We start from the raw sequence: 12,112 nt of genomic DNA, 5'->3' as shown, positions 1-12,112 counted from the left end.
AAGGAGGATAATTGGCTGGTTTTGTTCGTGAACAAAGGGCTCGTCTAGGGTCAATGCAGATTGCAGAAGAGCTGTAATGCCATGAGAAAATCAAAAAAGGATGGGTCAGGGAAGGCGCATGTCGCGTCGACGATCAATGAGCCTCTCTATGTAAACCGCCCTGTGGCGGTGAACAAGCAGGGCTTCTTGTCGCGTTTTGATGAAATCTGGGATGCGCGCTGGTTCACCAATGACGGACCGATGGTGCAGGAGCTTGAGCACGAACTCGCAAAGTATCTGGGGGTAGGGCACTGCGTTCTTGCAAGCAACGGCACTGCCGCGATGGGGTTGCTGATTGATGCGTTGGGGCTTGGAGGGAAGGTGGTCCTGCCGGCCTTCACATTTGTTTCGACTGCGCACCTGTTGGCCCTGAGGCGAATGGAACCGGTATTCTGTGACATTTATCCAGATGGGCATGATCTTTCGGTCGAACATTGCCAGGAACTTCTGTCCGACGAGACCTCTGCGGTCATTGCCACGCATATTTGGGGGCGTCCTGCCAAAATCGAGTCATTGCAAGCTCTGTGTGACGAGGCTGGCATCCCCCTCATCTTCGATGCGGCCCACGCGTTCGGAACGCGTCATGGAGAGCGAATGATTGGTCGTTTCGGTCGTGCCGAAGTGTTCAGTTTCCACGCGACCAAGCTTTTCCATACATTCGAGGGTGGAGCTGTGACAACCGAATGCAGTGAATTGGCGGAGCGCTTGAGGCAGCTCAGAAATTTTGGCTTCACTGAATATGATCAAGTCGATTGTATCGGGACCAATGCGAAAATGTCCGAAGTCCATGCGGCGATGGGCTTGGCTAATTTGGAGTCCATTGAGTCGATTATGATGGGCACGCGCGATGTCTATGAAGCGTATGAGCGCGGGTTGCGTTCTATCGAAGGGCTGACCCTCGCAAGGCCGCGGAGCAAAGCGGAAACCAATAATTATTATGTTCCTGTCCTTGTCGATGAAGCGAAGTTTGGTGTTACACGAGATAAACTCGTGTCAGTCCTGCACTCCGAAAACGTATTGGTTCGTCGATACTTTTACCCAGGCTCCCACAGGCTTGCGCCCTACAAGGCAATAGTGGGTGATATGATCAGCCTTCCCGTCACCGACTTTGTCAGCGAGCGGATCATGGTCCTGCCCGGGGGTGCCAGCTTGACGGTTGAAGATGTTGAGGCAGTTTGTTCTTTGTTGGAGCGAATCCATTTGAAACACGCAGACAAGGGCGATCGGCCGCCCTTGTCGGATAACCCTGGTTTGGGATGACTTCCTGGCATGGACTGGAACAAACAGTATCGCGACCGCATCTTGAAGAGCCCGGGTGAGGATTACCTGTCCCAAGTCGGCCATACCGAACAGGGCCAGCCCATAACGCAGGAACAGTTCGAGAATCTTTTCAGTCAGATCGTCCAGATCCTGGATATAGGACCGGATGACTGGGTTCTGGACCTTTGCTGCGGCAATGGGCTGTTCACGCAACGACTCGCGAAACTGGCCAAGGGTGCGGTCGGTGTCGACATGTCAGCGGAGCTCATCGACATTGCCCGGTCGGACCATGCGGCTCCGAATTTGAGCTATTACACGGCCGACGCCCGATGCATCGATTCACTGCCTCTGGCTTCCGACACCCGTTTCAGCAAGGTCATCATGTATGCAGCGCTGCAGCATTTCCAAGAAGATGACTTGCGCGTGCTCTTGCAGAAATTGATAGGTCTGACCAAGCCGAAATCGGTTTATTTAATTGGTTTTATTCCCGATTTTGACTTAGCTGACCGCTTCTACAATACGCCTGAACGCCGTGCGGAACGAGATCGCCGAATTGCTGATGGCACCGATCCAATCGGAGAATGGTGGAAGCGCGATACCTTGCGTCGATGTGCACGGGAGGTTGGACTGGACTGCATGTTTGAAGATGTGCCAGCCGGTCTTCACGCGTCTTGCTACAGGTTTCACGCTGTTCTGAAACGCCCTGAGAGCGAACATTCGGGCTGATGGCAAATCTGGATGAGAATCCTTACTTCAAGCCGGACTATGCGCACGTGGCGGCTCGTGGTCTCCGTGTCGTTCAACTTCAATCCATCAATACGGCGGTCATTGTACGCCCAACTCCGGTCGGGCAAGCATTTGACGCGATTGGACCTTACCCCTTAGCCAGGGTGAGGGCGCCTGTTTGTGTTCAGGGGCTCAGGGACGAGTTGAAAGATAATGGACTTGTCACTCTGTCCTGGGTTCAGGACCCGTTTGAAGTGCTTCCTCCGGAAGCGAAAGGGTTTGACCTCAAAAGGGCCTACAAAATCCACCATGTCTATGATCGCGAACGCGGGGATCCTGTTTTTCCCGGCATCCACCAGCGAAACACAAAACGCGCCCTGAAGCTTTGCAGCGTCCGTGAGATCGATCTCCAGGACCATTTGGAGGCTTGGTGCGGGCTCTATGATAACCTCATCCAGCGGCAGTCACTGACAGAAGCGCATGCCTTTGATCAGGCTTATTTTGAGAGCCTGGCGAACATAGTGGGTTTTCGGACACTTGGGGCCTTCGTGGATGAAACGCTCGTGTCCGCGCATATATGGTCTTGCGCTGGTGACCGGGCGTACAGCCATCTCGCTGCTTCGTCGGCTACGGGTTACAAAGCGGGCGCTGCCTATGCCGTCAATGCGTTCGCATTGTCACATTTTGCCGGCTACCGGTTCCTCAATTTTGGCGGCGTTCCGGATGGAGGAAATGCCGAGGGTTTGGAAGGGTTCAAAAAAGGGTTCGCGAACACGACCAGGGAGGCATTCCTTTGTGGCGCGGTCGGGGACAGAGCTGAATATGATGCGCTCAATTTGGTCGGCGCTTCCGGAAAATCCAGATCGAGCTACTTCCCAGCATATCGCGCATAATGAATATTATGAGAAATGTGATGTGAGCGTATCAGGGCTCCAGACGGAGTTCTCTAGCGACACATGTAATCTGCAATCCATCATAGCCGGCATGTACATGAGCGGGCAGCTGAGCGGACAAACGCGCATGATCCAGCGTGATGTGCATATTGGTCAGAACGCCCAGCGATACGCCGGCACGATCGATTTCATCCAAGGTCTCGGACAGACAGAAATGCGTGGGATGCGGTTCTTCGCGCAGCGCGTCGACGATCCAGCATTGAACGCCGTCCAGCAAAGGCCGCGAGCTGTCAGGCAGCTCATTGATGTCCGGCGAATAGGCCAAGGCGCCGATCCGGAATCCCAATGAGTGAATCCGGCCATGGCGCTGCGTAATCGGAATGATCTCCACAGGCCCGCCAGGACCGGTGACGGTCAGGGCTTCGCCACTCGCCGGCATGGCCCGCTTGTCCAGGATGGGTGGATAGCCGGAACCGGGCGGGGTTTCGAACGTGTAGCCGAACCGGCGGGACAGCGTTGAATCCGTGGCTTCGTCCAGCCAGACCGGAATCCGTTCCCGCTGCAGGTAGGCAAAAGCCCTGAGGTCATCAATGCCATGGGTCTGGTCGGCGTGATCGTGCGTGAACAGGACGCCGTCCAGGCGCGGCACGCAAGCGGACAACATCTGTTCACGGAAATCGGGTGATGTGTCGATGACAAGACGTGTGACAGCGGAACCCGCTTCAAGATCAGCGAGGCTCGCGGCGCCTTCCACCAGAACCGAACACCGCCGGCGCCGGTTTTTCGGATTCGCCGGGTCACAATCGCCCCAATCCCCATTGGCACGAGGCACACCGCCAGACGATCCCGTGCCCAGCAAGGTTATCCGTGTTGCGCGGCTCATTGCGGGCGGGACACCCGGTCAAACAGGGCAAAGAAATTCTCGGTTGTGCGGTGTGCGCAGGTCTCGATGTCCCAGCCTTTGACCGATGCCAGTCCTTGGGCCACATCCGGCAGGAAGGCCGGTTCGCAACGCCTGCCGCGATGCGGCACCGGGGCGAGATACGGGCAATCGGTTTCCACGATGACCTTGTCGTCCGGCACGCAGTCACGAAATACGGCTCGGACATCTTCCGCCTTCTTGAAGGTGATAATGCCGGAGGCTGCGAAGAAGGCACCCAGTTTGGCACCGCGGCGAGCCAGATCTGCACCGCCCGTATAGCAATGCAGCAAGGGCCGGAAGGCCCCCTTCCCCATTTCCTCTTCCAGCAGATCGGCCATTTCATTATCGGCATCGCGCGTGTGCAGGATCAGTGGCAGATCGGTTCGGCGGGCCGCCTCGATATGGGTCCTCAAACTGCGGTATTGTTCATCGCGCGGCGAATAGCCGTAGTGAAAATCCAGCCCGGTTTCACCTATGCCGACGACCTTGGGATGCTGGGCGATTTTAACCAGTTCCTCGACGGGTATATCCGGGCGGTCCTTGGCGTGATGAGGATGGGCACCGATTGTGCAGTATATGTCCTCATGCGCGTCTGCGATGGCAGAAACGGCTTCAAAGTCGGATAGTTGACAGCAGATTGTGATCATCCGCTGCACGCCGGCATCGCGGGCTCGCTGGATCACATCTTCGAGGTCCTCGGCGAATTGCTCGCCATGCAGATTGACGTGGCTGTCGATAAACATGCGCTCAGACGGTTTCCTTGCGGGCGGCGTTCCGGGCCAAGCCCAGCGCCGTCAATGCGGTCTGTTTGGGATCCAGATAGAGCGCGTCGGCATCACGAACAAGCGCAGCGAGATCCCGCCAGGCTTTCAGCCAGCCCGTGACGTCCTCACCGGCGGCAGCCCGTTGCCGGGCCTGGTCGCGGAGGCCCTGTGCCAGAGCTTCATAGAACAGGCCGCGCAGAGCCTCGCCGCCCTTCCCGCTTATCCGGTCAGCCAGCGTGCGCATTTCCGGCTCGGCCAGTGTGGCGCCGCGTGCGAGGGCAGACTGGACATCCCGCGCCAGCGCCACGCCGCCCGATACGGACAGGGCGAGTGCCCGCCCCGGTGCGCCATGGGCCAGTCTCGCCGCAGCTTCGGCATCCGGCCCGGCAATCGCGTGCTCGCGGGTGAGCCATTGCGTCGTCTGTTCCGGGGTGGGCGCCCGCAAATCCAGGCGCCGGCAGCGTGACCGGATCGTGGCGGGAAGCCGTCCGGGCGTATGGGTTACGAGGAAGAGAACGCCGCGTTGAGGCGGTTCCTCCAGTGTCTTGAGGATCGCATTGGCCGCATTCGTGTTCATGTCGTCAGCGCTATCGACAATGCAGACACGCCAGCCCCCTTTGGCGCCGGAGCTTTTTTCAAAGAAATGCGGGGCTTTGCGCGCCTCTTCCACGGTGATTTCGGCTCGCCAGCGCTTGCGCTTGTCGTCCCAGGGTGGCCGTAGCAGAAGAAGATCAGGATTGGACTGGGCTTCCAGCAATTTGCAGACGGGATCCTGCGGGCTGGCCCCCAGGGGGCCAAAGGCTGCGTCCGGAGCGGCCCCGAGAATGCGCCGGGCAGCCCGCCAGGCCAGCGTTGCCTTGCCCACGCCCTTGGGGCCGGTGATCATCCAGGCATGATGGAGGCGGCCGCTTTCCCAAGCCCGGGCAAAACTGGTCTCAGCCGTTTCATGGCCGAACAGGTCATAGCGATCACGCGGCGCGAGACAGCCGGGTTGAACGTCCGAACCAATGTCCGGATCCTGGCTCATACCGTCTGGCCCAGGCGTGTTTCGATCGCGGCGATCGCCTTGCTGGCGACGACATCCTGCGTATCAAGGGCGTTGAGAACCTCGCACCGGTTCGGCTCTTCGGCGGCAATATCAAGAAAGGCCTGGCGAAGCTTGTCGTGGAACTGGGTATCAAAGCGTTCAAACCGGGTCGCGTCTTCGCCCCGCGCGACGGTGCGCGCCAGACCGATTTTGGGATCAAGATCGAGAATAAGCGTGAGATCCGGCTGGAAATCTCCCAGAGCGGCGGTATGGATCTGGGATATCCGCTCGGCCGGGACACCGCCGGCAACGCCCTGATAGGCGCGCGTGGAGTCGGCGAAACGGTCGGAGATCACCCAGCAGCCACGGGCCAGTGCCGGTTCGATCAGGCGCTCGACATGGTCCACTCGAGCCGCATACATGAGCAAGGCTTCGGTCACGGGGGACCAGCGGTCCGTTGCGCCATTGAGAAGAATGTCGCGCAAGACTTCCGCACCCGGCGTTCCGCCGGGTTCCCGTGTCACCACGACCTCAATGCCCTGACTGTCGAGCCAGCGCTTGAGAGCCTGGATCAGGGTCGTCTTGCCGGCACCCTCGCCGCCTTCCAGGGTCAAAAATCGTCCGCGCATGATGGCATCAGCCCCGGATCATGTGCGCCAGAGCGGCACCGATACGCCCCATCAGGCCTTTGCGCGCCACATCTTCGGTCGCCACGAGCGGATATTCGTGGGTTTCATAATCCGGTGCCTCAACGCGCAGCGTACCCACGACATCACCGGCCGCTATCGGTGCGACCAGCGGGCCGTCATAATTCACGGTGACGCGAAGATCGCGGCGCGAACGGCGGTGCAGACCGGCCGTGACATCACCCTGCACCTGCAGGCCGATACTGTCAGCCTCGCCCATGAAAACTTCGGCGCGATGGTCGACCGCATCGCCATCCGAGAAGAGATGATAGACACCGTAATCACTCAGCGCTGCGCGCATCATTCGCTCGGCTTCGGTCGCACGATCGGCATTCGACGGCATGCCATTGAACACGATGATGCGGCGTTCGCCATCACGTTCGGCCGAACCGACCAGGCCATAGCCACTGTCTTCGGTATGGCCGGTCTTCAACCCATCGGCACCGGAGAACACGCCCAGAAGCGGGTTCCGGTTGTACTGGCGGATGCCGTTATAGGTGAATTCCCGTTCGGACCAGAGACCGTAATAGTCGGGATGGTCGCGGATCAGGATGCGCGCCAGCTCGGCCAGATCCCGTGCGCTGATCATCTGGCCCGGGTCCGGCCAGCCGGTCGCATTGGCAAAGCTTGCACTGGTCAGGCCCAGCTCATGGGCCCGGTCCGTCATCATGTCGGCAAAGGCGCTCTCACTGCCACCGATCGCCTCGGCCAGCACAATGCACGCATCATTGCCGGACTGGATGATCACACCATGAAGCAGGTCTTCCACGCGTGCCCGGCTGTTGACCTCGAGGAACATGGTGGAGGAACCGGAAGCGGCGCCGCCTGTGCGCCAGGCATGCACCGAGACCGGCAGCTCGTCATCGAGGGACAGGGAGCCCGCTTCGAGCGCTTCGAGCACCATCAGCACCGTCATCATTTTCGACATGGAGGCCGGCGGCATGGCTTCATCGCCATTGTGGTTGAACAGGACCTCGCCTGTTTCATAGTCCATGATCACGGCATGACTGGCTTCGGTCTGGAAACCGGGCTGTGCCAGGGCCGGAGCGGCCGCGGTCAGGAAAATGAGGGCAATTGTCCCGAAAATCTTGCGCACGTCTGGGCTCCTCCGCCGGAATCGAGTGGGTCAGGTTCGATAAGTCCAGCATAGAAGCGCGGCAAGAGCATGGCGTCCAGCGCGCGGCGTGTCTTGAACTCAGTGAAGGTCGACAATTCGGGCGTCATAAACGCCCCAATCCGCCAGTGTGGAACGCGCAGCATGGGCAGAGCCCTCATCGCTCCAGCGTCCAAAATAGACACGATAGATCGCCGCATTCCCGGACTGTCCGGGCTGGACCCAGACCTGGCCGGCCGACTCAATCCGGCTGGCAAAGCGTTGGGCATTGTCGGGGTCGCTGAACGCGCCGATCTGCAGGGTGAAGCGCTCACCTGCCTCGGGAATCCAGGCGGGCGTCTGCGGCACCGGTTCCGATACGGCCTGGGCATATTGCGTCGCCGGTTCCGGAGCGGGACTGGGAGCTGCCTCATTGGCGGCATACCAGGTGCGGGGTGGTGGAGCGCCCTGCTCCAGGGCCGGCCCCAGATAACGCACGCGAACTTGGGCCAGTCCCCGGCCGATATAATCCAGCTCGGTCGCCGCAGCCCGGCTCAGATCGATGATCCGGTCATCCACGAAGGGGCCACGATCATTGATACGAACGATGATGCTGCGTCCGTTTTCAAGATTTGTGACTTCAGCGATCGACGGGATCGGCAGCGTGGTGTGCGCAGCCGTCATGAGATTCTGGTCGAAGTGTTCGCCATTGGCCGTTGGGCGACCATGGAAATTTGGCCCGTACCAAGATGCAATCCCGATTTCGTCATAGCGGTCATTGCGAGCGGGATAATAGGTGCGGCCCGCCACGGAATACGGATTTCCGACTTTCTGGTGGCCGCTGGACCGGGCCAGAAGAGCCGAAGCATCGACATGGCGGGCCGGGTCTGAAGCTGCCTCGCTCGCCGGCGCCCAGTAACTGGAACTGGAATAGGATTGGGTCGCGGGTTCAGAAAAGCTGCGTTGCGGCGCAGAGGCGCAGGACACAGCGAAGATTGCCAGTGGCAGAACGAATAAAGATCGAAGTCCGGGCACGTCAAAACCGCATCAAAAGACCAAGCCGGAGTCGAGAATAGCGCGGATTGGTGAAAGGGTCGTAACCAGATTTTCGGCCTCGAAACCCTGGGCGCCCTCCGCGTTCTGCCGCATGCCCGTGCATGTCTGCCGCAGGATTGCGCAAGCCAAGAGCCAGATCAGTTGTTCGTCGCAAAAATGTCTCCAATCAACGCCGAACATCCGAATGTGATTTTCGGGATCATTAAGCGTGTGAAATATTCCTGAAAGGTTCTTTCGGACCTGACGGAGCAAACCTTGGAGGGGTCACTATGAAAACCATCCTGTCTGCTAGTACCAGTGCACTGGCGATTCTCGTCGGCGCGGCCAGTCTCGGCGCACCGGCTTTCGCTCAGGAAGATGAAACCGAAGACACGATTGTCGTGACAGGTTCGCGGATTGCCCGCGACCCTAATCTGGTCTCCCCGGCCCCGGTTCAATCCGTGTCCGGTGAGGACGTGGTCCTGTCCGGCGACATTTCCATTGCCGACGTCGTGAACGACCTACCGGCCCTTCTGGGCTCCAACACCACCGCTGACAACGCCAATGCCGGCGTCGGTGTGCAGGGTGCGGCCACCCTGAACCTTCGTAATCTCGGCACCAACCGGACACTGGTCCTGGTGGATGGCCGTCGTCACGTCTCCGGCCAGGCCGGTACCGCCGCCGTTGACGTGAACACCATTCCTTCCGCACTGGTTGAGCGCGTCGAAGTGCTCTCCGGTGGGGCCTCGGCCGTATATGGTGCCGATGCTGTGACCGGTGTGGTCAACTTCATCCTCAAGGATGATTTCGAAGGCACGGAATCGCGGGCCCAATTCGGTATTTCCGATGATGGTGATGCCCAGAATTTCACCTTGCAGACGACCTGGGGCGAAAACTTTGCTGAAGGCCGTGGTAATTTCACCTTGAGTTTTGCGGCCGAGCGCTCCGAAGGCATTTATGCCGGAGACCGTGAGCATTCCGCCGGGGACCGGGCAGCGTCTGACTGGCCTAACCCGGTGCTCTTCATCCAGCAGGCTGATATCGACCAGTATGGCATCGACCAGATCCTTCTGGGCGACAGCATCAGCGATCATTGCGGTGTGGGCTCCCTGCCCGTCTCTGCTGAGACGGCCCTGTGTGATCGGATCAATGGCGTTCCGGCACGGGCGATCTTGGAATACCCGCGCTTCAACCTGTCCAGCTATGGATCTCTGATCGGTGTTGACTGGTTCGGCTGGACCTTCCTGGCCGACTATCCGAATGACCCGAATTCCGGTTTGAACTTCGGCGCAGACGGCACGATCTTCGACTTTAACAATAATGGCATTGATGACTGTCTGGAGACGATCAACGGCACCCAGCTCCAACGCTTCGGCGGCTATGCCGGCTGTCACGTTGCCCGCTCTCCGGGTGGTCCGGCTGAAGTCTTCCAGGACGGTCTCATCGCCGGGACGCAGAACGCCTTTGGCGGCGACGGTACCGGCTCGGGCCGCGATCTTCGCAGTATCACGCCGAATGATGAGCGCTTCACGATCAACTTCACCACGCGCTTCGATGTGACGCCGAACCATCGCTGGTATCTGGAAGCCAAACTGTCGGCTTCCGAGACCACGACGAACAATTCCCAGGCCGTTGGCGGTTTCTTCGACTCCTGGGTGATCGAATGGGACAACCCTTACATCCCGAGCAATCTGCGAAATGCGATCACGACCTTCGTCAATGACAATCCGGGTTATACCAATCTGGAGGACGTCAACATACTGGTCGGTCGTGACATGACCGATCTGGGCCGGGCGCTCAGCATCACAGAACGTCAGACCCTGCGTTTCGTTACCGGGTTCGAAGGTGAACTCGGCGACAGCGCATTTGGCTATGACGTCTACCTGAACTATGGCCGCACGGACATCGACTCCACGCAGGAAGGCCAACTCCTGATTGACCGGGTTTATGCCGCGGCCGACGCGGTCGTGGACCCGGTCTCCGGCGACATTGTCTGCCGCTCGGAAATCGACCCGTCGACGCCGCCGATCGGCTCCTTCCTGTCCAGTGCAGGTTACTGGTCCGGTTACAACACTTTCACGCCGGGCATGGGCAATTGTGTGCCGATGAATCTCTTCGGCATCGGCGCTCCGACGCAGGAAGCGATCGACTGGGTCACTACGACGACCTCGCGCTCGCGCACCCTGGAGCAGACCGTGCTGTCCGGCGTCATCTATGGTGACACATCCGACTTCTTCGAGCTGCCCTATGGCCCGATCGGACTGGCCTTTGGTGCCGAGTACCGTGAGGAAGACAGTGAGTTCAATCCGGACCCGCTGGAAAGCCCGAACGGCGCCGCTTCGACCAGCTCGCTGATCTTCCCGGTCAACGCGCCGGTTAATCCGGTCGTCGGCGGTTTCGACGTGACGGATCTGTTTGCCGAATTCTCGGCACCGCTCCTGATCGGGGTACCCTTTTTCGAAGAACTGACCGTTGAAGGTGCGTATCGTTATTCCGACTACTCCACCCTTGGCGGTGCGGAGAGCTGGAATCTGCGCGGTACCTGGGCGCCGTACAGCGATCTGCGTTTCCGTGGCACGGTCTCCCAGACGGTGCGGGCTCCGAATGTGAACGAGCTGTTCTCGCCCCTCACCTCGACGACGGCCCGCCCGCTCGACCCGTGTGATGCCGGCAATATCAATAATGGATCTGCCAATCGCGTCGCCAATTGTGCGGCCGATGGTATTCCGGTCGGCTGGACCGATCCGCTGACCGCCCGCGTCGGTGGTTTCACCGGCGGTAATCCGGACCTGGATGTGGAAACGGCTGATACGGTTACGCTGGGCTTCGTTTTCGAGCCGAGCTTCATCCCGGGCCTGTCGATCACGGCAGACTATTACACGATCGAGATTGCTGATGGCATCGCCGCGGTGGGCCTGCAGGAAATCCTGGAAGCCTGCTATGACAGCACCAGCTTCCCGAACCAGTTCTGCGGCCAGTTCGAGCGTGACCGGACGTCCGGTTCACCGACCTTCCTGGGGCTGTCGAACTTCACCACGGGTCAGCTGAACTTCGCGGGTATCGAAACCGAAGGCTATGACTACCAGATCTCCTATACCTTCGATTTCGGCGATCTGCTGGAAGCCATGGATGGCTGGGGTTCCATGGAGCTCTCCGCCCTCGGCAACCATGTGGAACGTCTCGAGCGTTATGAAGACCCGACCGATCCGAGCATTGTGAATGACCTGCTTTATGAAGGTGGCCAGCCGGCGGACAGCTATGTCCTCAATGCCCGCTGGATGACGGATCGCCTGACCCTGAACTGGCAGGCCTCCTACTGGGGTGAATTCCTGGCCTTCACGCCGCGTATCGAGATCGAGACCGCGGACAACTTCACCAATGCCTGGACGGGTGACCTGTGGCGTCACGACATCTCGGGCTCCTATCAGGTCAATGACCGCGTGATGTTCTATGGCGGCGTCAACAATGTGTTCGAGGAAGAGCCGATCTATGGTTCCATCTCCTACCCGGTTGGCGCGGTTGGCCGGACCTTCTTCTTCGGCATCAATGTCACGACGGGCTCCATCGCCGGCCGCTTCTAGGCAGGACGATACTCCCGAAACAAGAAAGGCCGGGCCCTGTTGGGTCCGGCCTTTTGCTATCACTCGTGAGCAGTGGGCTGCTTGCG

At 59.5% G+C, this 12,112-nt stretch carries 10 protein-coding genes; 4 read left to right on the top strand and 6 right to left on the bottom strand.

Translation table 11 applies throughout. From position 1 onward, the window contains the following. Positions 1 to 81 precede the first annotated feature (81 nt). From I0K07_RS08040 to I0K07_RS08030, 3 genes are read left to right on the top strand one after another with little or no spacing between them, the layout of a single operon-like run. Positions 82 to 1,299 carry an aminotransferase class I/II-fold pyridoxal phosphate-dependent enzyme gene (locus tag I0K07_RS08040; RefSeq protein ID WP_203292325.1) on the top strand — a complete coding sequence of 406 codons (1,218 nt, stop codon included), beginning with the start codon at positions 82 to 84 and terminating at the stop codon, positions 1,297 to 1,299. 9 nt (positions 1,300 to 1,308) lie between these two features. Then, positions 1,309 to 2,025 carry a class I SAM-dependent methyltransferase gene (locus tag I0K07_RS08035; protein WP_203292324.1) on the top strand — a complete coding sequence of 239 codons (717 nt, stop codon included), beginning with the start codon at positions 1,309 to 1,311 and terminating at the stop codon, positions 2,023 to 2,025. Further along, the gene (locus tag I0K07_RS08030; RefSeq protein WP_203292323.1) at positions 2,025 to 2,918 is read left to right on the top strand and encodes a hypothetical protein; all 894 of its coding nucleotides are present in this window, start codon (positions 2,025 to 2,027) and stop codon (positions 2,916 to 2,918) included. Before I0K07_RS08035 ends, I0K07_RS08030 begins: the two co-directional genes overlap by 1 nt. Before the next feature lie 31 nt (positions 2,919 to 2,949). Here I0K07_RS08030 and I0K07_RS08025 read toward each other — a convergent pair whose 3' ends face one another. The 6 genes from I0K07_RS08025 to I0K07_RS08000 all read right to left on the bottom strand — a co-directional run bounded on the left by I0K07_RS08025 (position 2,950) and on the right by I0K07_RS08000 (position 8,397). Next, complete coding sequence (locus I0K07_RS08025; RefSeq protein ID WP_203292322.1) at positions 2,950 to 3,801, bottom strand: MBL fold metallo-hydrolase; 852 nt, start codon at positions 3,799 to 3,801, stop codon at positions 2,950 to 2,952. Beyond that, positions 3,798 to 4,583 (bottom strand): TatD family hydrolase, encoded by a 786-nt coding sequence (locus I0K07_RS08020; RefSeq protein WP_203292321.1) that lies wholly within the window; start codon positions 4,581 to 4,583, stop codon positions 3,798 to 3,800. The genes I0K07_RS08025 and I0K07_RS08020 overlap by 4 nt, the downstream gene beginning before the upstream one ends. 4 nt (positions 4,584 to 4,587) lie before the next feature. Continuing rightward, on the bottom strand, positions 4,588 to 5,631 hold the full coding sequence (locus I0K07_RS08015) for a DNA polymerase III subunit delta' (RefSeq protein ID WP_203292320.1): 1,044 nt from the start codon (positions 5,629 to 5,631) through the stop codon (positions 4,588 to 4,590). Next, the gene (tmk, locus tag I0K07_RS08010; protein ID WP_238934679.1) at positions 5,628 to 6,260 is read right to left on the bottom strand and encodes a dTMP kinase; all 633 of its coding nucleotides are present in this window, start codon (positions 6,258 to 6,260) and stop codon (positions 5,628 to 5,630) included. The genes I0K07_RS08015 and tmk overlap by 4 nt, the downstream gene beginning before the upstream one ends. 7 nt (positions 6,261 to 6,267) lie before the next feature. Then, entirely contained in the window at positions 6,268 to 7,413 is a 1,146-nt protein-coding gene (locus I0K07_RS08005) for a serine hydrolase (RefSeq protein WP_203292319.1), read from the bottom strand. Between the two features lie 99 nt (positions 7,414 to 7,512). Then, on the bottom strand, positions 7,513 to 8,397 hold the full coding sequence (locus tag I0K07_RS08000; protein WP_203292318.1) for a septal ring lytic transglycosylase RlpA family protein: 885 nt from the start codon (positions 8,395 to 8,397) through the stop codon (positions 7,513 to 7,515). 338 nt (positions 8,398 to 8,735) lie between these two features. Here I0K07_RS08000 and I0K07_RS07995 point away from each other — a divergent pair, with 338 nt between their 5' ends. Beyond that, positions 8,736 to 12,026 carry a TonB-dependent receptor domain-containing protein gene (locus I0K07_RS07995; protein WP_203292317.1) on the top strand — a complete coding sequence of 1,097 codons (3,291 nt, stop codon included), beginning with the start codon at positions 8,736 to 8,738 and terminating at the stop codon, positions 12,024 to 12,026. Positions 12,027 to 12,112 lie beyond the last annotated feature (86 nt).

The organism is Maricaulis parjimensis (genome assembly GCF_016817355.1).
GTDB lineage: Bacteria > Pseudomonadota > Alphaproteobacteria > Caulobacterales > Maricaulaceae > Maricaulis > Maricaulis parjimensis.
The sequence above is the reverse complement of the archived record's forward strand: the minus strand, read 5'-3'. Positions and strand labels throughout refer to the sequence as shown.

Coding starts and splice junctions, on each gene's coding strand:
- I0K07_RS08040 (WP_203292325.1), top strand. CDS start 82: ATGAGAAAATCAAAAAAGGATGGGTCAGGGAAGGCGCATGTCGCGTCG.
- I0K07_RS08020 (WP_203292321.1), bottom strand. CDS start 4,583: ATGTTTATCGACAGCCACGTCAATCTGCATGGCGAGCAATTCGCCGAG.
- I0K07_RS08015 (WP_203292320.1), bottom strand. CDS start 5,631: ATGAGCCAGGATCCGGACATTGGTTCGGACGTTCAACCCGGCTGTCTC.
- tmk (WP_238934679.1), bottom strand. CDS start 6,260: ATGCGCGGACGATTTTTGACCCTGGAAGGCGGCGAGGGTGCCGGCAAG.
- I0K07_RS08025 (WP_203292322.1), bottom strand. CDS start 3,801: ATGAGCCGCGCAACACGGATAACCTTGCTGGGCACGGGATCGTCTGGC.
- I0K07_RS08030 (WP_203292323.1), top strand. CDS start 2,025: ATGGCAAATCTGGATGAGAATCCTTACTTCAAGCCGGACTATGCGCAC.
- I0K07_RS07995 (WP_203292317.1), top strand. CDS start 8,736: ATGAAAACCATCCTGTCTGCTAGTACCAGTGCACTGGCGATTCTCGTC.
- I0K07_RS08035 (WP_203292324.1), top strand. CDS start 1,309: ATGGACTGGAACAAACAGTATCGCGACCGCATCTTGAAGAGCCCGGGT.